Consider the following 21,835-nt stretch of genomic DNA (forward strand, 5'->3'; position numbering starts at 1 on the left):
CGCCGCCGGTCTGGCCTCGCGCTGCGAGGTCCAGGTCGCGTACGCCATCGGCAAGGCCGAGCCCGTCGGCCTGTTCGTCGAGACCTTCGGCACCGCCAAGGTCGAGGTCCAGAAGATCGAAGAGGCGATCGGCGAGGTCTTCGACCTGCGCCCCGCCGCGATCATCCGCGACCTGGACCTGCTGCGCCCGATCTACGCCCAGACCGCCGCGTACGGCCACTTCGGCCGCGAGCTCCCCGACTTCACCTGGGAGCGCAAGGACCGCGTCGACGCCCTGCGCGCCGCCGCCGGTCTGTAAGCAGCCTCCTTCGGCGCACGTGCCCGAGACGAACGGCCCCGGACCTCGATCGAGGTCCGGGGCCGCTCGTTGTCGGTGGCGTTTGGTAAGAATGCAGGTGTGAGCAGCGCGAACGATTCCCCGCCGGAACAGCTCGCACTGATCCGGGAGATGGTCGCCGAGGCGAAGGCCAAGGCGCCCAAGGCCAAACCGCGCACCTGGCGCGGAGCCGCCCTCGCCGAGGAACTGCCGGTCGCCCGGATCCTCGTCAACAAGGGCGTGCTCCATCTCGACCAGCTCTGGGACTACGCCGTCCCCGCCGAACTCTCCGAGACCGCGCAGCCGGGCGTCCGCGTCCGGGTGCGCTTCGGGGCCGGCGCCCACCAGGTGCACGGCGGCCGCCGGGAGGGCGGCGGACTCATCGACGGCTTCATCGTCGAGCGGCGCGCCGAGTCCGACTACAACGGCGCCCTCGCCGCACTCGCCCACGTCGTCTCGCCCGAGGTGGTGCTCACCCCCCGGATGCTGGCCCTCGCCCGCGCCGTCGCCGACCGGTACGCGGGCAGCCTGGCCGACGTACTCCAGCTCGCCCTGCCCCCGCGCAACGCCCGCGCCGAGGCCCAGCCCTCGCCCGAGCCGCTACCGCCGCCCGCCGCGCCCGAGCCCGGCGGCTGGGAGCGCTACGGCGCCGGTCCCGGCTTCCTGCGCGCCCTCGCCTCCGGCGGCGCCCCCCGCGCGGTGTGGACGGCGCTGCCCGGCCCCGGCTGGGCCGACGAGCTCGCCCGCGCCATGGCGGCCACCCTCGCCTCCGGCCGCGGCGCACTCGTTGTACTGCCCGACGGGCGCACCGCCGGCCGGGTGGACGCGGCGCTGACCGCCCTGCTGGGGGAGGGACGGCACGCGCTGCTGACCGCGGAGTCGGGCCCCGAGAAGCGCTACCGGCAGTGGCTCGCCGTGAGCCGGGGCTCCGTGCGCGCCGTCGTCGGCACCCGGGCCGCGATGTTCGCGCCCGTCCGCGACCTCGGCCTCGTCGCCGTCTGGGACGACGGCGACTCCAGCCACAGCGACGACCGCGCCCCCTTCCCGCACGTCCGCGAGGTCCTGGAACTGCGCGCCGTCACCGATGGCTGCGGCTTCCTGGCCGGGAGCACCAGCTGCACCGTCGAGGCCGCCCAACTGGTCGAAACGGGCTGGGCCCGGCCGCTGGTCGCCGACCGCGAGACGGTCCGCGCGTGCGCCCCCCGGATCCGGACCGTCGGCGACGAACAGCTGGCCCGCGACGGGGCCGCCCGGGCCGCGCGACTGCCGAGCCTGGCCTGGGAGACCGTACGGGAGGGCCTGAAGACCGGGCCCGTACTGGTCCAGGTGCCCCGGCGCGGCTACGTACCCCGGCTCGCGTGCGAGCGGTGCCGCACCCCCGCCCGCTGCACCGTCTGCGCCGGGCCACTGGAGGCGCCCGACGCGCGGGACCTGCACTGCGGGTGGTGCGGGCGGGGCGAGCCGGCCTGGCACTGCGAGGAGTGCGGGTCCTTCCGGCTGCGCGCCCAGGTGGTCGGTGCCCGGCGGACCGCCGAGGAACTGGGGCGCGCCTTCCCGGCCGTGCCCGTACGGACATCCGGGCGCGACCACATCCTGGACGAGGTGGGGGACCAGCCCGCGCTGGTGGTGTGCACGCCCGGGGCCGAGCCGGTCGCCGGGGGCGCCGGATACACGGCGGCGCTGCTGCTGGACGGCTGGGCCATGCTGAGCCGGCCCGACCTGCGGGCCGGGGAGGACGCGCTGCGCCGCTGGATCGGGGCCGCCTCGCTGGTCCGGGCGGAGGGGCAGGTCGTGGTCGTCGCCGAGCCGACGCTGCGGCCCGTGCAGGCCCTGGTGCGCTGGGACCCGGTCGGCCACGCGGTACGGGAACTCGCGGAGCGGTCCCAGCTGGGCTTCCCGCCGGTCTCCCGGATGGCCGCCGTCGCCGGGCGGGGAGACGCCCTGGAGGCCTTCCTCGCGGCCGCCGCGCTGCCGCCGGACGCCGAGATCCTGGGGCCGGTGCCGCTGCCCGGGAGGCGCGGGGAGCCCTCGCCGGGGGAGCGGGTCCTGATCCGGGTCCCGCCCGGGAGCGGGGCCGCCCTGGCCGCCGCCCTCAAGGCCGCGCAGGCGGCGCGGATGGCGCGGGGGCTCCCGGTGGGAGAGGCGGTCCGGGTTCGGATCGACCCGCCCGACATCGGCTGACTACGCCGGCACCGGCTCGCGGGTACGCCGTACACCCCCGGCGGGAGCGACCGCGGGGGTCACCCCGCCGGGGACGGGCACTACGGGCGGCTCGGTCGGCAGGGCCCCGGCCCGGCCGCCGTCGGGGGTCGGCGTCCCGGCGGCGACGGGCGGCGGGTCAGCCGTTGCGGGGGCCGGGGAAGGCCGCCGGGCGGGAAGCCGCCCCGGCCTGGGCCCCCGCCTGGGCCTCCTCGCGTACGGGCTGCGGCGGCACCGAGCGGGCCGCGGGGATCGTGGGGAGCGGCCCCAGGGCCCGGGTCGTGGGGCCCTCGGCCGACGGTTCCGCCGGCTCGGCCGCCTGCGCGCGGCGTGCCCCGTAGCGGCGGTGCACGGCCTGCTTGGTGACGCCGAGGGCCGAGCCGACGGCGTCCCACGAGAAGCCGAGCGAGCGGTCGAAGTCCACCGCGGCGGTCACCAGCGTCTCGACGCTGTCCCGCAACTCCTGCGCGAGGCGGACGGTGGGCGCGGGCGCCCTGCCGTAGACGACGAAGCCCGTGGAGGGACCGGAGCGGCGCGGGCGGTACACGTTGCCGAGCTGTGCGGTGAGCGTACGCAGAGCGTCCACCTGCCGGCGAACCCGCTCGATGTCCCGCACCAGCAAGTGCAGGCTGGCCCGTGCTTGGGCGTCATGGGTGGCGTGGTCGGCCATGGAGAAGCCTCTCGAACCGGTGCTGAAGAGCGGATCGGGCCGCAGACACCGTTCTCATTCGCGGCCCGTTTCGGTCAATCTCTCTTGACCAACGCGTCACCCGGCGCCCAGGTCACGCAATGGGGGCGTGTCGGCATATGCGAGAGGCGCATGTGTCCGCGTACGCCCCCTCGGGAGCGGGGGCACGGTCGGCCCAACGGTGGGCGCAGCGGTGGGTGCGACCGTCGCCGGGACCGTCGGTGGGCGGTCCCGCACACGCTGCATAGACTGGTGCGCTGCTGACAGCCGAGATAGCGAGGTAGGACCCCAGTGAAGCTCGTCTTCGCAGGCACCCCCGAGGTCGCCGTGCCCGCCCTGGACGCCCTCATCGCCTCCGGGCGACACGAGGTCGCGGCCGTCATCACCCGGCCCGACGCACCGGCCGGTCGGGGCCGCCGGATGGTCGCCAGCCCCGTCGCCGAGCGCGCCGAGGAAGCCGGGATCGAGATCCTCAAGCCGGTCCGGCCGCGGGACCCAGACTTCCAGGCCCGGCTGCGCGAGATCGGCCCGGACTGCTGCCCCGTCGTCGCGTACGGCGCGCTGATCCCCAAGAGCGCCATCGAGATCCCCCGCCACGGCTGGGTCAACCTGCACTTCTCGCTGCTGCCCGCCTGGCGCGGAGCCGCGCCCGTCCAGCACTCCATCATGGCGGGCGACCAGGTCACCGGCGCCTCCACCTTCCGGATCGAGGAGGGGCTGGACTCCGGACCCGTCTACGGAGTCCTCACCGAGGAGATCCGCCCGACCGACACCAGCGGTGACCTGCTGACCCGGCTCGCCTTCGCCGGCTCCGGACTGCTCGCCGCGACCATGGACGGTATCGAGGACGGCACCCTGCGCGCCGTCGAGCAGCCCACCGACGGGATCTCGCTCGCACCGAAGATCACCGTCGAGGACGCCCGCGTCGACTGGAAGGCCCCGGCCCTGCGCGCCGACCGCGTCGTACGCGGCTGCAACCCGGCGCCGGGCGCCTGGACCGTCTTCCGCGGGGAACGGCTCAAGCTGATCTCGGTCGGACTCGTACCCGACCGCACGGACCTGGCGCCGGGCGTGCTGGCTCCCGCCAAGAACAACGTCTACGTCGGCACCGGTTCGCACGCCGTCGAGCTCCTCTGGGTCCAGCCGCAGGGCAAGAAGCCGATGCGGGGCGCCGACTGGGCGCGCGGGGTGCGGATCGCTCCCGGCGAGCGCCTGGGCGGGGTCGACGTAGGCTGAATGCGGCGGTTTCGCACTGCCGCAGGCGTACGTAGTACCCGTTGGACTCGTGGCACCCGTTAGTACCCGTTGGACTCGTACCTCATAGCCCCGGAGCACCTTTCACGTGAGCGAACAGCCCCGTCGCCAGCCCGCCGCCGCCGTCGGCGCGGGCGGCAAGCAGGCCAAGCCGCACCGCCGGCCCAAGAAGGACCCCGTCCGGATGCTGGCCTTCCAGGTGCTGCGGGCGGTGGACGAGCGCGACGCGTACGCGAACCTCGTGCTGCCCCCGCTGCTGCGCAAGGCCCGTCAGGACGAGAGCTTCCAGGCACGGGACGCGGCCCTGGCCACCGAGCTGGTGTACGGGACGCTGCGCAGGCAGGGCACGTACGACGCGGTGATCAAGGCCTGCATCGACCGGCCGCTGCGCGAGGTCGACCCGCCGGTCCTGGACGTGCTCTCGCTCGGCGCGCACCAGCTCCTGGGCACCCGTATCCCGACGCACGCGGCGGTCTCGGCGAGCGTGGAACTGGCCCGGGTGGTGCTCGGCGACGGGCGCGCGAAGTTCGTGAACGCCGTGCTGCGCAAGATCGCCGCGCACGATCTGGACGGCTGGCTGGAGAAGGTCGCCCCGCCCTACGAGGACGACGCCGAGGAACACCTCGCCGTCTACCACTCGCACCCCCGCTGGGTCGTCAGCGCCCTGTGGGACGCCCTGGGCGGCGGACGCGCCGGAATCGAGGACCTGCTGGAGGCCGACAACGAGCGGCCCGAGGTCACGCTCGTCGCCCGGCCCGGCCGGTCCACGCCGGAGGAACTGCTGGAGGCGGTCGGCGAGGACTCGGCGCTGCCGGGACGCTGGTCCCCGTACGCCGTCCGGATGGCCGAGGGCGGCGAACCGGGCGCGCTGGAGGCGGTACGCGACGGGCGGGCCGGCGTACAGGACGAGGGTAGCCAGCTCGTGGCGCTGGCCCTGGCGGCGGCGCCGGTCGAGGGCCGCGACACCCGCTGGCTGGACGGCTGCGCGGGGCCGGGCGGCAAGGCGGCCCTGCTGGCCGCGCTGGCGGCGCAGCGCGGGGCGTTCCTGCTGGCCTCGGAGAAGCAGCCGCACCGGGCGCGGCTCGTGGAGAACGCCCTGGCGGGCAACCCCGGCCCCTACCAGGTCATCGCGGCCGACGGCACCCGGCCCCCGTGGCTGCCGGGCTCCTTCGACCGGGTCCTGGTCGACGTCCCCTGCTCCGGCCTGGGCGCGCTCCGGCGCCGCCCCGAGGCCCGCTGGCGGCGGCGCCCGGAGGACCTGGAGGGCTTCGGGCCGCTCCAGCGCGGGCTGCTTCGGCAAGCGCTGGCGGCGGTGCGGGTGGGCGGTGTCGTGGGCTACGCGACGTGCTCGCCGCACTTGGCGGAGACCCGGGTGGTCGTGGAGGACGTCCTGAAGGGCCGGGGCGCGGGAGCGGAGCCGGTGGCGGCCGAATTCATCGACGCCCGCCCGTACATGCAGGGCGTACCGGCCCTCGGCGACGGCCCGGACGTCCAGCTGTGGCCGCACCTGCACGGCACGGACGCGATGTACCTGGCGCTGCTCAGGCGTACGGCGTAGCGAAGGGTCGGGGGGCGTTTCCGGTTCCCCGGGAGCGGTGTCGATTTGCGCGCGGGCCGTTCGTAGTCAGGGTGACGTGCGGCCGCCCCGGCCCCGAACGACGCCGCGCGCTGATTTCTGTTCTCGGTTCCCGCCCGGTGCGCAAGCCAGGGTGTACCGGGCGGATGGACGGGTCAGGTGTAGAAGTTGCGCTGCCAGCGGTGCTCGGCGAGTACGGCGAGCTGCTCGGCGGTCAGGGGGCGGCCGTCGCTCACGGCGGTGTTGCGTTCCACGTTCCGTACGGTGCGCATGCCGGGGATGACGGTGGAGACGGCCGGTGAGGTGAGCACGTAGCGCAGGGCGGTCTCCGCCATCGCGTCGGGGGCGATGCCGAGGTCGGCGGTGATCGCGTCGACGTGCCGCCCGACCTGCGCGGCACGGTCGCCGCGGAAGTAGCGGCCGCGGAAGTCACCGTCGGGGAAAGTGGTCCCGGCCGTGACACGGCCCGTGAGACCGCCCTCGTCGAGGGCCACCCGTACGATCACGCCGACTCCGTGGTCCTGGCACGCGGGGAGCAGGGCGTCGGCCGGGGACTGGTCGAAGATGTTGTAGATCACCTGGACACTGTCGACCATCCCGCTGCGGACCAGGGCGAGGGCGTTGTCGGGCTGGTGGTCGTTGATCGAAACGCCGAAGAGGCGGATCTTTCCCTGCTGCTTCAGATCGGCCACGGTCTCCAGCCAGTCGCCGCGCCCGACCCACTCGTCGCTCCAGACGTGGAACTGCAACAGGTCGAAGTGGTCCAGCCCGCTGACGCGCAGACTGGTGTCGACACTGTCGCGGATGTGGGCGCCCGGGAAGGTCTGGGCGGGGTCCAGCCCGCCGGGTGCCGGCCAGACGCCGTTCTTCGGGGGCACCTTGGTCGCCACGTACACCTGGTCACCCGCCCGCTCGCGAACCATCCGGCCGACGATCCGCTCGCTCTCGCCGTAGCCGCGGGCGGTGTCGACGAAGTTCACGCCCAGGTCGACGGCGCGGTGCAGCGCACGTACGGACTCGTCCTCGGTGGCGCCCACCCAGCTCGACGCGCCGATGCCCCAGGCCCCGTAGCCGATCTCGGACACCGACAGTCCACTGCGTCCCAGCTCGCGGTAGCGCACAGTCTGCTTCCTCCACTTCATGTTCACGTCGTGGTCGGTCGTCATCGAGGCCCGGTTGTCGCCCGGGGCGCGATCCCTGTTCGCCGCCGTCGCGTCGGGGGTTCGATGTGGCAGCCAGGATACGAGCGGGGGAGGACCCCAGCCCTTACACCCCCGCCCCCGTTCGTCTCTTCCGGATCGGGGACAGGATCACCGGGACGCACGACAAGGCCAGGACGGTGGCGCCGGTCCAGAGGGTGGTGCGCAGGGTGGTGATCTCCGCGAGGAGTCCCGAGGCGGCGGCGCCGAGGGCGAGGGCGCCGGTCAGCATGCAGCGGAAGGTGGCGTTCATGCGGCCGAGGAGGGGGTCCGGGGTCAGGTGTTGGCGCAGGCTCACCCCGAGGACGTTGTCGCAGCCGATCTTCATCATGGACAGCAGCCACCCGGCTCCCGCGACCCAGAACCACGCCCCCCGGTCCAGCAGTGGCACCAGCAGGGCCGCCGGGGTCAGGGTCAGCACCAGCGCGCGGCCGTAGCCCACCCGGGCGGCGAAGGGCCGGGCCACCAGGGCGCCGAGCAGCAGTCCGACTCCGCCCGTCGCCCAGAAGAGCCCCAGCGCGGCGGCTGACAGGCCCAGCTCGCGTACGAACAGCACGGGGAGCATGGCGTTGATGACGGCGCCGCCCAGGTTGCTCAGGCTGGACGCCAGTGCCAGGGCGCGCAGTTCGGGGTGGCCCAGTACGTGCTTGAGGCCCTCCTTGATCTGGGCGCGCAGCGGTGTCCTCGCGCCGGCGGGCGGCGCCGGGGTCGGCCGGATGCGGATGAGGCGCAGTGCGGAGCCGAGGTAGCCGACCGAGGAGCAGGCCAGCGCGAGGGGCGCCGTCAGGACGGCGATCAGGGCCCCGCCGGCGCCGCGGCCGGCGATGCTGGCGGTGGCCATCAGGGTCACCATGGCGGCGTTCGCCCGGACCAGGCCGTCACGGCCGACCAGTCGGGGCAGCACGCTCTGCGCGCCGATCTCGGAGAAGACGGTGGCGCAGCCGGTGAGCAGGACGACGGCGTACAGCTGGGGGAGGGTGAGCCCGTCCAGCCACCAGGCGACCGGGAGCGAGGCGAAGAGCGTCGCGCGGGCGAGGTCGGCCGCGATCAGGACGTGGCGGGTGCGCAGGCGGTCCACCCAGGCGCCGGCCGGCAGGCCGATGAGGAGGAAGGCGACGGTGGAGAGTGCCGCGAGGGTGCCGACCTGGGTGGCGCTCGCGTCGAGGGTGGTCAGGGCGAGCAGGGGGATGGCGATGTGACCGGTGTTGGTGGCGAACTGGCTGAGGGTCGCGGCGGTGAAGAGGGTGCGGAAGTCGGCGTCGCGCCAGGGGCTGCCGCCGGTGGTGGCGATGGAGGCGCCGGTCGTGTTGCCGGCTGCCGTGCCGGCCGTGTTGCCCGTCGTGGTGGTGTCCGGGTCGGCGGGGACGGATGCCATGCCGGTGGTGACTCCTCGGGTGGGGCGGCGGGATCGGGGACAGTGCGGTGTGCGGTACCGGGACAGCACGGTGGCGCACTCCCGCGGGGAAGGACAAGTGAAATGTGCTCCGCGATCACTTAAGCAGCCCTACCACAACCCGAGATCCGGGCCCCTGGCCGGAAGTCACCGGGGGCATGGCAGTCTTGGGGCATGGCCGTTCAGATCAATCCCAGCATCCTGTCCGCCGACTTCGCCCGACTCGCCGACGAGGCGAAGGCCGTCAAGGGGGCCGACTGGCTGCATGTCGACGTCATGGACAACCATTTCGTCCCGAATCTCACCCTCGGCATGCCGATCGTCGAGTCCCTGAGCCGGGCCACGGACATCCCGCTGGACCTCCACCTCATGATCGCGGACCCGGACCGCTGGGCACCGCAGTACGTGGAGGCGGGCGCCGGGTCGGTGACGTTCCACGCCGAGGCGGCCGCCGCGCCCGTGCGTCTCGCGCGGGAGATCCGGGCCAAGGGGGCCCGGGCGGGCATGGCGCTGAAGCCGGGTACTCCGATCGAGCAGTACGAGGACATCCTCCCCGAACTCGACATGGTGCTGATCATGACGGTCGAGCCCGGATTCGGCGGCCAGTCCTTCCTCGACATCATGCTGCCCAAGGTCCGGCGTACCCGGGAGATGATCGCCAAGCACGGGCTGGACATCTGGCTCCAGGTCGACGGCGGGGTCTCGGCCTCCACCATCGAGCGGGTCGCCGAGGCCGGCGCGGACGTGTTCGTGGCGGGCAGCGCGGTCTACGGAGCGGTCGACCCGGCCGCGGCGGTGCGGACGCTGCGTGAGCAAGCGGGTGCGGCGATCGCCGCGGCGCCCTGGGCTTGCGACCACTGAGCCAAGCCTTGATGAACAGCTCGGTGGACGGAAGCCGTCCGGGCTGATCGGCGGCCGTTGGATCTGACAGGATGAACGGCGAGTCGAGAGTGTGAACACGACAGTGTGAACAGCAGTGAGGAGAACGCGGTGTCTGCAATGTCGGCGGGACGGTCAGCCCTGCGGATGGGACCCGCGGAGCTGGTGCAGGCGGCGGCCATGGCGCGCCGCTTCTACCTGGAGGGCAAGTCCAAGATCCAGATCGCCGAGGAGTTCGGCGTGAGCCGCTTCAAGGTGGCCCGGGTCCTGGAGACCGCCCTCGAACGCGACCTCGTACGGATCGAGATCCGCGTACCGGCGGAACTGGACGCGGAGCGCTCGGACGCGCTCCGCGCCCGGTACGGGCTGCGGCACGCCGTCGTGGTGGAATCGCCGGCCGACGCGACCGAGGACGCCCCGGATCCGGAGAACCTGGGTGCCGTGGCCGCCGATCTGCTGGGTGAGCTGGTCAACGAGGGCGACGTGCTCGGGCTGGCGTGGGGCCGGTCGACGATCCACATGGCCGCCTCCCTGCACCGCCTGCCGCCCTGCACCGTGGTCCAGCTGACCGGCGTGTACGACGCGGGAACCGCCGAGCGCGGGTCGGTGGAAGCCGTACGCAGGGCCGCGCAGGTCTCAGGCGGGGACGCGCATCCCATCTACGCGCCGATGCTGCTGCCCGATCCGGCGACCGCGGCCGCGCTGCGCAACCAGACGGGGATCGCGCGGGCCTTCGAGTACTTCGACAAGGTGACGGTCGCCGCCGTGTCCATCGGCTCCTGGGAGCCGGGGATCTCGACCGTCCACGACATGCTGAGCGACGAGGAGCGGGCGCACTACGCCTCCCTCGGTGTCGCAGCCGAAATGTCCGCCCACCTGTTCGATGCGGACGGCCGCCGCGTCGGGCGGGACCTCGGCGAGCGGTGCATCACCGTCGAGGCCGACCGGCTCCGCCGGATCCCCGAGGTCGTGGCGATCGCGGGCGGGCTGCGCAAGGCCTCCGCGATCGGCGCGGTGCTCCGCTCCGGGCTGGTGACCAGCCTCGTCACGGACACGGCGGTCGCGGACTACCTGCTGACCGAATCCGCCCCCGGGCTGCGGCCGGCGCTGGACCGCGCCGACCCGGACGACTGACCGGGCCCACCGGGCGCCGACCGGGTCCTCGCAGGGCCCCTCGGCGGCCTCGCTGTGGCTTCTCAAGGGCATTTCAGCGGCATCCCAGGGGCCTCTCGGGTCGGGTGATCCGGATGTGCCGGAATCGAGACCCGAACAGCGGACCGCACCGCGCCCCGGTGGGCGCATACTGGATTCAATGACTAAGTCAGCAGTACCTCGCCGCCATTTGCCGTCCAGCCCGTTCAAGGCCCCCGTGGAACCGCCGCTCCGGCAGTTCAGCGTCGGCGACCGGGTCAGTCACGACGAGCACGGTCTCGGCCGTGTCGTCGGGATCGAGGAGGGAATCGCTGTTCTCGTCGACTTCGGTTCGGTCCAGAAACGAGTCCTGAGTCCGTACACCAAGATGGCCAAGCTCTGAGGCCACGGGACGATTCGCGAGCGAATCGGATATTTGGCACGATCGGTGCATGATCTTTCGGAACGTGCCCCGATCGTTGCTGTGTGTGCTGGGGGCCCTGTTCCTCTGCGTCGCGCTGGTCGGTGCGGTCGGCTGCGGCGGGAAGCCCGCCCCGGCCCCGCCCGCCGTCAGCGCGGGTGACTCCCCTTCCAGCGGCAAGCCCACGGGTGCGTCCGCGGTGCCCGGATGGGCCGAGGGGATGGCGACCGTACGGGCCGAGGCGCTGCCGCGCCAGGCGCGTGACGTACTGGCGCTGATCGACAAGGGCGGGCCGTACGCGTACCGGCAGGACGGGACCGTCTTCGGGAACTTCGAGAAGGTCCTGCCGAAGCAGAAGCGCGGCTACTACCGCGAGTTCACCGTGAAGACACCGGGAGAACGTGACCGCGGGGCCCGGCGGATCGTGACGGGCGAGGGTGGGGAGTTCTACTACACGGACGACCACTACGAAACCTTCAAGGCGGTTCTCCGATGACCCTCGTTCCGCAGCCGCTCGCCCCCGCCCTGGCAGCCGCCGAAGAGGCGGGCTGGACGACCGTACGGCTGGACCTGGACGGCGTACGGAGCAAGGCGGCGCTGATGAGGCGCTGCGGGGACGCGCTGCGGGTGCCGCGGTGGTTCGGCGGCAACTGGGACGCCCTCGCCGACGCGCTGAGGGACCTGTCGTGGCTGCCGGGGGCGCCGGGGCGGCTGGTCGCGGTGACCTCGTGGAGCGGCTACGCCGAGGACCGGCCGGTCGAGTGGGACACCCTGACGGAGATCCTGGAGGAGGCCGTCGACTTCTGGCGCCGGGACGTGGAGGGCGTGGCGCCGCTGACGGTCGTGCTGGCCGAGCCGGACCCGGGGTCCGGTGCTGAGTCCCGGACCCCGCGCCTCAATCCCCGGCGGGGCTGAAAGAACCGGGGGCTCGGCCCCCGGACCCCCGCGCCTCAATCCCCGGCGGGGCTGGATTTTGACGGGACCCACGGCGGCGTCTGGCCCCAGGACCAGGCCGGGACCTTTGCCGCGTCCACCGGAGGCGGGTTGGGGCCCGAGTAGATCAGGGCCATGCGGGTGCCCCACTCGATGTAGTAGACGAACACCGCCCGGAACTCCGGGTCGGTCGGGAGTCCGACCTCGTCGGCCGTGTCCAGGAGCAGGTCCACCCAGCGGCGGCGCTGCTTCTCGGTGATCGCGCGGCCCAGGTGCTTGGTGGCCATGTGCTGGTGGCCGCCGTGGTGGGCGGAGTAGTCCGACGGGCCGCCGAAGACCTCCGCCAGCCAGGCCGCGACGTGCCGCGGGTGCCCCGGGTCCATGCCGGCGAAGACCGGGGCCAGGATCTCGTCCCGCAGGGCGTGATCGTAGAAGGCGTCGGTGAGGCGGTTCATGGCCTCCTCGCCGCCCATCCACTCGTAGATCGTGGGCGTGCCGCTCATGACTGACCGGCGGCCTTTCCCGGACCCGCCACGCCGGTCACCTGGTAGTGCTGCATTTCCTCGATGGCCGTCACGTACGGGCGGATCGCGCTGAAGAACGCCGGGAAGTGCTCACCCTTGCGGAAGCCGTTGAGGTGGGCGTCGACCGAGGTCCAGCGGATGCGCAGGACGTAGCGCTCCTTCTCCTCCTCGCAGCGGGCCAGTTCGTAGTCGACGCACTCGGGCGCGGCGGCCAGGGCGCCGGCGGCCCGCGCGTACGCGTCCTCGAACTTCTGCTGTTCGTCCAGGGCGATCCGGTAGCGGATGTACTCGACGGTGGTGGTCATGTGTGTGCGTGCCTCTCCCTGGGATCAGGTGGTCCCGGCCAGCCTTCCGTGGATCATGGCTGCCCGGCACGCGTTTGCCCTATGCGGACTCAGACTTCGTGATGTCCGGGCCCTGGGCGCGGACGTGGCGGACCTTGTCCAGGGAGTCCCGGAGCTCGGTGAGCCACGTGTCGGTGTTCTGCCCGACGAGGCGCACGCACCAGGCCAGGGCGTCGGCGCGGCTGCGTGCCACCCCCGCCGCGACCAGGGTGTCGAGGACCTGGCGCTCGGACTGGCGCAGCCGGGTCATGACGGGGACGGCGAGGTGGGTGAAGAGGGTCGTCTCCTCGCCCGAGCGCACGCCCCAGGCGACCTTGCGGCGGTAGAGCTCCTCCGCCTCGCGGGCGACCTCGATACGCTGCTCGCGGGTGCGTTCGCGGAACTCCTTGACCGATTCGGAGGCCGGCAGGGTGCCGACGACCGTGATCTCCTCGCGGTCGACGGTGACCGAGACGAGGGAGTCGTAGACGTCCGCCGGCAGGCGCTCGGCGAACCACGTGCGGAGCTGTTCGCTCTGTTCGGCTGTAATCATGTAATCAACGTTGCATTCGGTGGCCCCTTGATCGCAAGGATTCTCCGTTCGCCCTGAGCTCAGCCCATCGAGCGGTAGCGGTGGATCAGGGACACCGCCATCGCGCCCTCGCCGACGCCGGAGGCGACCCGCTTGACGGAGTGGGCCCGCACGTCGCCCGCCGAGAAGACCCCCGGGACGCTCGTCTCCAGCGGGTAGGGGGCCCGCTCCAGGCTCCACTCCGCCGGGAGTTCGCCGCCGTTGGCGATCAGGTCCGAGCCGGTCAGGACGAAGCCGTACTCGTCGCGCTCGACGACCCCGGCCAGCCAGTCGGTGTGCGGGCGGGCGCCGATGAACGTGAACATGAAGCGGGCCGGGATCTCGGTGTCCTCGCCGGTGTCGGAGTCGTGGAGGGTGATGCGCTCCAGATGCTCGTCGCCGGCCAGCGAGAGGACGGTGGTGCGGACCCTGACCTCTATGTTGGGGGTGCGGCCGATCTCGTCGATCAGGTAGCGGGACATGCTCGCGTCCAGCGAGGCGGCGCGCACCAGGATCGTCACCCGGGCCGCGTACTTGGCGAAGTGCACCGCCGCCTGGCCGGCCGAGTTGGCGCCGCCCACGATGAACACGTGCTGCGAGATGCAGGCCGAGCTCTCCGTGGTCGCCGCGCCGTAGTAGAGCCCCGCGCCCTCGAAACGGTCCGCGCCGGGGGCGGTGAGGCGGTTGTACGAGACCCCGGTCGCCAGGAGCACCGTCTCGGCGGAGATCTCCGTGCCGTCCGCCAGGGTCAGCACCTTCGCCGGGTCGTCCCGGGTCAGCGAGACCACTTCCACCGGGTGCAGGATCTCGGCGCCGAACCGCGAGGCCTGGATGGTGGCCCGGCGGGTCAGGTCACCGCCCGAGAGACCGGACGGGAAGCCGAGGTAGTTCTCGATCAGGCTGGACGTGCCGGCCTGGCCGCCCGGGGCGCGGGAGTCCAGCATCAGGGTCGACAGACCTTCGGACGCCGCGTAGACGCCCGCCGCCAGCCCCGCGGGCCCCGCGCCGACGATGACGCACTCGTAGTGCGGGCGGGAGGCGGTGGTGGCCAGGCCCAGGCGCCGGGCGAGCTCGGTGTCGGTCGGGGCGGAGAGCACCGCTCCGTCCGGGAAGCGCACCAGCGGGAGCGCCGCGCCGGCCTGCGCGGCGGCGATGACGGTCAGCGCCTCGGGGTCCCGCTCGACGTTGAGGAAGCGGAACGGCTGGCCGTTGCGGGTGAAGAAGTCCCGGACGGCGTGGGTGCCGGGGGAGACGAGGTGGCCGGCGACGATGATCCCGTCGTAGGCCGGACGGTAGGTGGCGAGCCAGTCCGAGAGCAGGTCGTCGAGCACCGGGAAGAGCCGCTCGTGCGGCGGGTCCCACGGCTTGAGCAGGTAGTAGTCCAGGCGGACCCGGTTGATGGCGGTGATGGCCGCGTCCGTCTCCGCGTAGGCCGTGAGCAGCACGCGGCGGGCGTCCGGGAAGCGGCTGACGGCCTCCAGCAGGAACTCGACGCCGGTCACGTCGGGCATCCGCTGGTCGACGAGGAACAGGGCGGGGTCGTGGCCGCGTTCGTCGAGGGAGTCCAGGATCTTCAGGGCGTCGGCGGCCGAGGAGGCGCCGAGCACCCGGTAGCGGTCGCCGTAGGCGCTGCGCAGGTCGCGGCGGACGGCGCGCAGCACCTGGGGGTCGTCGTCCACGGCCAGGATGACGGGCTTGCGGTTCTCCGCGCGCTCGGCGGCGGCGGTGGACGCGCTCGCGGCGGGAGCGGGCGCGCTCGCGCGGGCCGCGCTCTCCCGGCGGGCGTTCACGCCGGGTCCAGCATCAGCTGGTCGGCGTAGCACCAGGCCCAGTCCTCACCGGGCTCGTGCGAGGCCGCGATGGGGTGCTCGGTGCTGCGGTAGTGCCGGGTGGCGTGGCGGTTCTTCGACGAGTCGCAGCACCCCACGTGTCCGCAGCTCAGGCACAGCCGCAAGTGCACCCAGCCGTCGCCCAGACGCAGGCACTCCTCGCAGCCCTCGGCGGTGGGCTCCACCGGACGTATCTGGTCGACGTGTGTGCACAACAGGTCCGTCGTCATCGTCCCCGTCCCTCTCCTCAGGCACTCGACTCCCGGGCACGCCTGTGATTCACGGCGCGTCCAGACCATAAGTCGGTGCCTTGGAAATGGTTCACCGATTCGGCCGACATCAGGAAGTCCGGAAGGTACTTCATGACCTCCGGGGATGACTACGTGAGGTGTTGCCGCCGCCTTGCCGCGTACCTCACGAAGTCGCATACGGGCGCTTTGACGCAGGCCCGGGCCGCACGCAGTGTGGGGGACGCCAACGACAACAGGCGGCGCCTGGAGGAATCTGTGAGCAGAAAGATTCTGGTCATTGTCTCCGAACACGGTTACTGGGCCGAAGAACTGATCGGTCCCGTATCGAAGTTCGACGAGCGGGGCTACGAAACCGTATTTGCCACGCCGACCGGAAAGCGCGCACACGCACTTCCGCCGAGCCTCGACGCGACCTACGTCGACCCCCCGCTGGGCCGCTCGGTGACCACCGAGGAGAACGCCCGGCTGGGACGCGAGTTCGAGCAGTCGAGCCGGCTCGACTCGCCGCTCGACATCGAGGCGTGGGTGCCCGAGCGCCCGTACACGAGCGACGAGGGCTATCTGCGCAAGCTGGAGCAGTACCACCGCGATCTGGACAAGCTCGACGCCGACATCGCTGCCTACGACGCGATCCTCATCGTCGGCGGCAGCGGCCCGATCGCCGACCTCGCCAACAACGAGCGGGTGCACGCCCTGATCCTGGCCTTCGAGAGGGCCGGCAAGGTGGTGGCCGCCGAGTGCTACGGCGTCGCCTGCCTGGCCTTCGCCCGGGACTGGAGCGACCGCAGGAGCATCATCCGGGGCAAGCACGTGACCGGCCACTGCAAGGAGTACGACTACAAGGACGGCACCGGATTCCTCGGTACCGACTTCAACATGGGGCCGCCCCCGTACCCGCTGGAATACATCCTGCGCGATGCCACGGGCCCGGACGGCGCCTATCACGGGAATTTCGGCAAGCCGCTCTCGGTGGTCGTCGACTTCCCGTTCGTGACCGGACGTTCGACCCCGGACTCGTATCTCACGGGACAGAAGATCGTGGAAGTGCTGGAGGACGGCCTCACCCGCTACGGCTGGTAATCACCGCAACGCGGAGAAGAGGGGGGATTCCATGAAATCCGAAGCCACTCCCGGACGGGAAAGGCTCATCGAGCAGTTCAAGGCCGACGGCCTGAATGTGATGTTCGGAAATCCGGGAACGGTGGAACAGGGATTCCTCGACGCGGTGGACGCGGCGGCGGACTTCCGTTACGTCCTCGCCCTCCAGGAGACCGTGGCCGCCGGCATCGCCGACGGCTACGCCCGGGCCACCGGCGGCGCGGCCCTCCTCCAGCTGCACTCCGGGGTGGGGCTCGGCAACGGCATCGGCATGCTCTACCAGTCGCTGCGCGGCCACACCCCGCTCGTCGTGGTCGCCGGTGACGCCGGGGTGCGCTACGACGCCATGGACGCGCAGATGGCCTCGGACCTGGTGGCGATGGCCAGGCCGGTGACCAAGTACGCGACCCGGGTCACCGACCCGCGGTCCGTGCTCCGCACCATCCGGCGGGCCGTGAAGATCGCCCTCACCCCGCCCCGCGGGCCCGTGTTCGTGGCCCTGCCCATGGACGTGCTGGACGAGCTCAACTCCGAGCCCGTCCTGCCCACCACGGTCCCGCTCACGGACGTGGCACCCTCGGCCGCCTCGGTGGGACGGGCGGCCGAGCTGCTCGCCTCCGCCGAGCGGCCGGTCGTCCTCATCGGGGACGGGGTCGCGCTCTCCGGAGCCCAGGGCGAACTCGTCGCCGTCGCCGAGCTGCTGGGCGCCGACGTGTACGAGGTCGACTCCTCCGAGGTGAACATCGCGGCCTCGCATCCGCTGCGCCGGGGCCAGACGGGCCACATGTTCGGCCCGCACAGCAAGGAGCTGATCGGCGGGGCGGACGGCGTGCTGATCGTCGGCACCTACGTCTTCCCGGAGGTGTTCCCCGAACTGGAGAGCCCCTTCCGGCCGGACGCCAGGGTCGTGCACATCGACCTCAACGCCTACGAGATCGCCAAGAACCACCCCGTGGACCTGGGGCTGGCTGCCGATCCGCGCCAGGCGCTGCGCGCGCTGGCCGGCGTACTCCGGCAGCGGCTCACCCCGCGGCAGCGGGCCGCGGCGGCCGCCCGGATCGACGTACGCACCCGGGAGCGGGCCCGCGAAGCGGCGGCGCGGGCGGACGACGGCACGCCGATGGCCGTCTTCCTGCGGACGCTCGCCGAGCGCACCGGCGGGGACCTGATCGTCTTCGACGAGGCGCTGACCACCTCCCCGCTGGTCACCCGGTACCTGCCGGCGGAGCGGCCGGGGGACTACCACCTCACCCGGGGCGGCTCGCTCGGCGTCGGCTTCCCCGGGGCGGTCGGCGCCAAACTCGCCCGCCCGGACCGGCTCGTCGTCGGCTTCGCCGGTGACGGCGGGTCGATGTACACCTACCAGGCGCTGTGGACCGCCGTCCGGCACGGGATCGACGCCAAGTTCGTGGTCTGCAACAACCGCAAGTACCGGCTGCTCGACGACAACATCGCCCAGTACTGGCGCGAGCGCGACATCGCCGAACACCGTTTCCCCGGCTCCTTCGACCTCTCCCACCCCGAGATCGACTTCGCGGGGCTGGCCAGGGCGCTGGGAGCCGACGGGACACGGGTGGAGAAGCCCGACGAGGCGGTCGCCGCGGTGAGCCGGATGCTGGCCCACCCCGGCCCGTACCTCGTCGACATCCAGATCTGACGCTGCTGTCGGATATGACGTGCAGTCAGGTCCGACCAGTGCCCACACACCGACGGACAGGAGGAGACCGCATGCCCGCCGAGCGGCTGACCGAGGACGCGATCCGCACGTTCACCGAGAACTGGTACGTGGCCCTGGACCGGCACGAACCCCTGGACCGGGTGCTCGCCCTCATCACCGAGGACCTGGAATTCAAGGTCCCCGAGGACACCTTCCTCGGACACCAGGGCTTCGGCCGCTGGTACGCCGCCGTCACCGGCCGGTTCTTCGACGAGGTGCACACGGTCACGAAGGTGGAGCCCGTCATCGAGGGCGACCGGGCCATCGTCCGCGTCCTCGTGAACTGGCAGGCCAAGATCTGGGACCCGCCGGCCGCCCGCAGCCAGTGGCTCGGCTTCGACGCCGACCAGACCTGGACCGTGGTGGCCGGCCCCGACGGACCGCTGATCAAGCAGTACACCGTCAACGAACTGGCGCCGATGCCCGGTTCGGGCTCGCTCTGAGAGGGCGGCGACGATGAGCGAAGTGACACGCGAGCGCGTCGAGGCGGCCTACCGCGCTCTCGGCTCCGGCGACCGCGCGCGCATCCTGGAGTACTACTCCGAGGACCTGCGCTGGCTGGTGCCGGGCAACCACCCGCTGGCCGGCTGGTACGGGAGCCTGGACGCCTTCCTGGAGCTGATGGGCCAGACCCACAAGCTCACCGGCGGCACCTTCCGGATGGACATCGAGGCCGTCCTGGTCGGCGAGGACTGCAGCGCCGACGTGTGCCGCAACGTCGCCCTGCGCGACGGCGCGGACGGATCGAGCAGTTCTCCGTACGAGCGGATGGACTACCCGGTCTTCCACTTCATGCGGTGGCGCGGCGGCCGGATCGTCGAGGGCCGCGACGGGCTCTTCGGTGACACGGCGACTGCCTTCAGCCAGTTCTGGGCGCCCTTCGCGCCGGACGGAACCCGCAGGGACCGATAGGGGGATGGGATGAGCGCGATGGATGCCGAAGAGATCCTGACGAAGTACTACCAGTACGCCAACGCCGGGGACTGGGACCGCTGGTGCGACCTGTTCGCCGAGGACCAGGTCATGGACGAGCAGCTCGCCGGACACATCGAGGGCCTGGACACCCTGCGCTCGATGATGAAGGGCATGGGGACCATGTACCGGGTCTTCCGCAACGAGCCCGTGCACTTCCTGGTCGACGGGGAGAAGGCCGCGGCCGTCTCCCACCTCACCGCCGTCAGCGCCTCCGGCGAGGCCATCGAGGCCGACGTCATGAACTTCTTCCGGATCGTGGACGGACGGATCGCCTACATGGCGAACTACCACGACACCGTTCCCTTCCAGGTGCTGAGCCAGGGCTGAGGGGGCGGACTCGTGGCCACGGAACAGTACGACTACGTGATCGTCGGCTCCGGCACCGCCGGCAGCGTGCTCGCGGCCCGGCTCTCCGAGGACCCGGACGTCTCCGTCCTCGTCCTGGAGGCCGGCGGCCCCCGCATCCCGCCCGAGGTGGACGACCCGTCCTCCTGGTACAAGCTGCTCGGCGGGCCCGTCGACTGGGGCTACACCAGCGTCCCGCAGCCGGGCCTCGGCGGACGCCGTACGTACGAACCGCGCGGCAAGGCCCCCGGCGGCAGCAGCAACCTCTACATCATGATGCACATCCGGGGCCACGCCTCGGACTTCGACAACTGGGCCTACCAGGGCGCGGCCGGCTGGGCGTACGAGGACGTCCTGCCGTACTTCGCCCTGCTGGAGGGCCAGGAGGACGCCACCGCCGCCACCACCGGCACCGCCGGACCGCAGCGGATCACCAACGCCGGACGGCACGGGCCCAACCCGGTCTCGCGCGCCTTCATCGACGCCGCCGTCGAACTGGGCCACCAGGAGATCGCCGACTTCAACACCGACGGGCCGCGGCGCGGGCTCTTCGGCACCGGCTGGCACCACATCGACGTGGCCGACGGCCGCCGCCAGGGCGTCCTCGCCGCCTACCTGGAACCCGCGCTCGACCGGCCCAACCTGACGCTGCGCACCAGCGCGCAGTCGACCCGGCTGCTCGTCGACGGGGACACCTGCACGGGCGTCGAGTACGTCCAGCTCGCGCCGCCCGCGTCGTTCGAGGGCCGGACCGTGCGCGACGCCCACAGCCGGGTCTCCGCACCCGGGCAGCACACCGTACGGGCCCGCCGGGAGGTCATCGTGGCCGCCGGGGCGATCGAGTCCCCCAAGCTGCTGCTGCTCTCCGGCATCGGGCATCCCGAGCAACTGCGCGAGCACGGCATCGGGACCGTCGCGGCCCTGCCCGGGGTGGGGGAGAACTTCCACAACCACGTGCTGACCGGGCTGATGGCCGAGGTCACCCAGGAACTCCCGCCGCCCGCGCAGAACCTGTCGGAGAGCGCGCTGTTCCTGTCCTCCCGGCCCGGACTGCCGGCGCCGGACCTCCAGATCGCCTTCGTGCACGTGCCGTTCGACGTGATCGTCGGGCAGGACCACCCGAACACGGTGTCCATCCTGCCGGGTGTCGTACGGCCGCTCTCGCGCGGCTGGATCAAGCTGGCGAGCGCCGATTCGCTGGCCCACCCGCTGATCAACCCGAACTACCTCGGCGACCGCTGGGACCTGGAGCGGATGGTGCAGGGCGTCCGGCTGGCCCGGGAGATCTTCGCGACCTCCGCCTTCTCGCCCTGGTACAAGCAGGAGCTCCAGCCCGGTCCCGGCTACGTGAGCGACGAGGACCTGCGGACCTTCGTGAAGCAGAAGTCCGAGAGCTACCACCACCAGGCCGGCTCCTGCCGCATGGGCATCGACGACCTCTCCGTCGTCGACCCCGAGCTGCGGGTGCACGGCGTACGGGGCCTGCGTGTCGTGGACGCCAGCGTGATGCCCGCCGTCCCGTCGGGCAACTGCCACACCGCCATCGCGATGATCGCCGAGCGCGCGGCGGACTTCCTGAAGGGGGACTCCCGTGCCTGACGCCGTACTGCGCGAGGGTGCGCTGAGCGGGACCCGGATCGCGGTCCTGGTCGAGAGCGACTTCTACGAGCCGGAGATCTTCTACTACGAGCGCCGCTTCGCGGAGGAGGGCGCCGAGGTCGACTTCCTGACCCGACTGTGGGGCAACGACTCCCTCACCTTCTCGGGGCACGAGTACCGGGCGCCCTTCACCGCCGACCGGTCCCTGGAGGGGCTGAGCGACGAGGAGCTGCGCCGGTACGCGGCGATCATCGTGCCCTCGGGCATGGTGGCCGACCGGCTGCGCTACACCGAGGACGTGGACCAGCTGGCCCCGGCGACGGAGCTGCTGCGCCGGGCCTTCGAGGAGCCGACGGTGCTCAAGGGGATCATCTGCCACGGCATGTGGCTGGCCGCCTCGATCCCGGGGAAGGTGCGCGGCCGCAAGGTGGTGTGCCACAACAACCTCATCGGTGACGTGCGAAACATGGGCGCGCAGTACGTCGACGAGGACGTGGTGGTCGACGGAGACCTGGTCACCGGCCGCACCGGCGCCCACCACCACCTCTTCGCCCGCCGGATCATCGAGCTGATCGCGGCCGGGCGGGGCCGGGGGGCCGCCTGATGCCGGGCCC

24 protein-coding genes are annotated in these 21,835 nt (G+C 72.3%); 16 read left to right on the forward strand and 8 right to left on the reverse strand.

Features of this window, described 5'->3' with window-relative positions; genetic code table 11:
* Both ACWDYJ_RS30290 and ACWDYJ_RS30295 read left to right on the forward strand, forming a co-directional pair.
* Positions 1-298 (forward strand): methionine adenosyltransferase domain-containing protein (locus ACWDYJ_RS30290; protein WP_451568779.1); only part of this gene is annotated, 298 nt, incomplete at its 5' end.
* 99 nt (positions 299-397) lie between these two features.
* Positions 398-2,497, forward strand: coding sequence for a primosomal protein N' (locus ACWDYJ_RS30295; protein ID WP_451568780.1), 2,100 nt, complete (start codon positions 398-400; stop codon positions 2,495-2,497).
* Between the two features lie 157 nt (positions 2,498-2,654).
* Here the strand turns inward: ACWDYJ_RS30295 and ACWDYJ_RS30300 are convergent, their stop codons facing one another.
* On the reverse strand, positions 2,655-3,185 hold the full coding sequence (locus ACWDYJ_RS30300; protein WP_451568781.1) for a hypothetical protein: 531 nt from the start codon (positions 3,183-3,185) through the stop codon (positions 2,655-2,657).
* A 309-nt stretch (positions 3,186-3,494) separates the two neighbouring features.
* Here ACWDYJ_RS30300 and fmt point away from each other — a divergent pair, with 309 nt between their 5' ends.
* Both fmt and ACWDYJ_RS30310 read left to right on the forward strand, forming a co-directional pair.
* Positions 3,495-4,439: a methionyl-tRNA formyltransferase gene (fmt, locus tag ACWDYJ_RS30305; protein ID WP_451568782.1), complete on the forward strand. Its 945-nt coding sequence runs from the start codon at positions 3,495-3,497 to the stop codon at positions 4,437-4,439.
* Positions 4,440-4,545: 106 nt separating this feature from the next.
* On the forward strand, positions 4,546-6,015 hold the full coding sequence (locus tag ACWDYJ_RS30310; RefSeq protein WP_451568783.1) for an RsmB/NOP family class I SAM-dependent RNA methyltransferase: 1,470 nt from the start codon (positions 4,546-4,548) through the stop codon (positions 6,013-6,015).
* Between the two features lie 173 nt (positions 6,016-6,188).
* Here the strand turns inward: ACWDYJ_RS30310 and ACWDYJ_RS30315 are convergent, their stop codons facing one another.
* Complete coding sequence (locus tag ACWDYJ_RS30315) at positions 6,189-7,154, reverse strand: aldo/keto reductase (RefSeq protein ID WP_451568811.1); 966 nt, start codon at positions 7,152-7,154, stop codon at positions 6,189-6,191.
* Between the two features lie 145 nt (positions 7,155-7,299).
* A complete protein-coding gene (locus tag ACWDYJ_RS30320) occupies positions 7,300-8,607 on the reverse strand; it encodes an MFS transporter (RefSeq protein WP_451568784.1) in 1,308 nt (435 codons plus the stop codon).
* A 192-nt stretch (positions 8,608-8,799) separates the two neighbouring features.
* Between ACWDYJ_RS30320 and rpe the strand changes: the two genes are divergently transcribed.
* From rpe to ACWDYJ_RS30345, 5 genes are all read left to right on the forward strand, one after another.
* Positions 8,800-9,486 (forward strand): ribulose-phosphate 3-epimerase, encoded by a 687-nt coding sequence (gene rpe, locus ACWDYJ_RS30325; protein WP_451568785.1) that lies wholly within the window; start codon positions 8,800-8,802, stop codon positions 9,484-9,486.
* Positions 9,487-9,624: 138 nt separating this feature from the next.
* Entirely contained in the window at positions 9,625-10,638 is a 1,014-nt protein-coding gene (locus ACWDYJ_RS30330) for a sugar-binding transcriptional regulator (protein ID WP_451568812.1), read from the forward strand.
* 178 nt (positions 10,639-10,816) lie between these two features.
* A complete protein-coding gene (locus ACWDYJ_RS30335) occupies positions 10,817-11,038 on the forward strand; it encodes a CarD family transcriptional regulator (RefSeq protein ID WP_451568786.1) in 222 nt (73 codons plus the stop codon).
* 49 nt (positions 11,039-11,087) lie between these two features.
* Complete coding sequence (locus tag ACWDYJ_RS30340; protein ID WP_451568787.1) at positions 11,088-11,552, forward strand: ribonuclease domain-containing protein; 465 nt, start codon at positions 11,088-11,090, stop codon at positions 11,550-11,552.
* The gene (locus ACWDYJ_RS30345) at positions 11,549-11,971 is read left to right on the forward strand and encodes a barstar family protein (RefSeq protein ID WP_451568788.1); all 423 of its coding nucleotides are present in this window, start codon (positions 11,549-11,551) and stop codon (positions 11,969-11,971) included. Before ACWDYJ_RS30340 ends, ACWDYJ_RS30345 begins: the two co-directional genes overlap by 4 nt.
* A gap of 35 nt (positions 11,972-12,006) precedes the next feature.
* Here ACWDYJ_RS30345 and ACWDYJ_RS30350 read toward each other — a convergent pair whose 3' ends face one another.
* The 5 genes from ACWDYJ_RS30350 to ACWDYJ_RS30370 all read right to left on the reverse strand — a co-directional run bounded on the left by ACWDYJ_RS30350 (position 12,007) and on the right by ACWDYJ_RS30370 (position 15,466).
* Complete coding sequence (locus tag ACWDYJ_RS30350; protein WP_451568789.1) at positions 12,007-12,492, reverse strand: group II truncated hemoglobin; 486 nt, start codon at positions 12,490-12,492, stop codon at positions 12,007-12,009.
* Entirely contained in the window at positions 12,489-12,818 is a 330-nt protein-coding gene (locus tag ACWDYJ_RS30355) for a putative quinol monooxygenase (protein WP_451568790.1), read from the reverse strand. The genes ACWDYJ_RS30350 and ACWDYJ_RS30355 overlap by 4 nt, the downstream gene beginning before the upstream one ends.
* 79 nt (positions 12,819-12,897) lie before the next feature.
* Positions 12,898-13,389 carry a hypothetical protein gene (locus tag ACWDYJ_RS30360; RefSeq protein ID WP_451568791.1) on the reverse strand — a complete coding sequence of 164 codons (492 nt, stop codon included), beginning with the start codon at positions 13,387-13,389 and terminating at the stop codon, positions 12,898-12,900.
* Positions 13,390-13,448: 59 nt separating this feature from the next.
* A complete protein-coding gene (locus ACWDYJ_RS30365; RefSeq protein WP_451568813.1) occupies positions 13,449-15,086 on the reverse strand; it encodes an FAD-dependent oxidoreductase in 1,638 nt (545 codons plus the stop codon).
* Positions 15,087-15,193: 107 nt separating this feature from the next.
* Positions 15,194-15,466, reverse strand: a complete 273-nt coding sequence (locus tag ACWDYJ_RS30370; RefSeq protein ID WP_451568792.1) for a UBP-type zinc finger domain-containing protein — start codon at positions 15,464-15,466, stop codon at positions 15,194-15,196.
* Between the two features lie 276 nt (positions 15,467-15,742).
* On the opposite strand from ACWDYJ_RS30370, the gene ACWDYJ_RS30375 reads away from it, so the two are divergent.
* The 7 genes from ACWDYJ_RS30375 (at position 15,743) to ACWDYJ_RS30405 (ending at position 21,825) form a co-directional block, all read left to right on the forward strand.
* Positions 15,743-16,567: a type 1 glutamine amidotransferase domain-containing protein gene (locus tag ACWDYJ_RS30375; protein ID WP_451568793.1), complete on the forward strand. Its 825-nt coding sequence runs from the start codon at positions 15,743-15,745 to the stop codon at positions 16,565-16,567.
* A gap of 31 nt (positions 16,568-16,598) precedes the next feature.
* Positions 16,599-18,242 carry a thiamine pyrophosphate-binding protein gene (locus tag ACWDYJ_RS30380; RefSeq protein ID WP_451568794.1) on the forward strand — a complete coding sequence of 548 codons (1,644 nt, stop codon included), beginning with the start codon at positions 16,599-16,601 and terminating at the stop codon, positions 18,240-18,242.
* Positions 18,243-18,313: 71 nt separating this feature from the next.
* On the forward strand, positions 18,314-18,745 hold the full coding sequence (locus tag ACWDYJ_RS30385; RefSeq protein WP_451568795.1) for a nuclear transport factor 2 family protein: 432 nt from the start codon (positions 18,314-18,316) through the stop codon (positions 18,743-18,745).
* A gap of 13 nt (positions 18,746-18,758) precedes the next feature.
* Positions 18,759-19,214 (forward strand): nuclear transport factor 2 family protein, encoded by a 456-nt coding sequence (locus ACWDYJ_RS30390; protein WP_451568796.1) that lies wholly within the window; start codon positions 18,759-18,761, stop codon positions 19,212-19,214.
* 9 nt (positions 19,215-19,223) lie between these two features.
* Entirely contained in the window at positions 19,224-19,604 is a 381-nt protein-coding gene (locus tag ACWDYJ_RS30395; protein WP_451568797.1) for a nuclear transport factor 2 family protein, read from the forward strand.
* Between the two features lie 12 nt (positions 19,605-19,616).
* Positions 19,617-21,221, forward strand: a complete 1,605-nt coding sequence (locus tag ACWDYJ_RS30400; protein WP_451568798.1) for a GMC family oxidoreductase — start codon at positions 19,617-19,619, stop codon at positions 21,219-21,221.
* Positions 21,214-21,825, forward strand: a complete 612-nt coding sequence (locus ACWDYJ_RS30405) for a DJ-1/PfpI family protein (protein ID WP_451568799.1) — start codon at positions 21,214-21,216, stop codon at positions 21,823-21,825. Before ACWDYJ_RS30400 ends, ACWDYJ_RS30405 begins: the two co-directional genes overlap by 8 nt.
* The last annotated feature ends 10 nt before the right edge of the window (positions 21,826-21,835 follow it).

The sequence above is a fragment of the Streptomyces sp. NPDC003042 genome, from assembly GCF_053591315.1.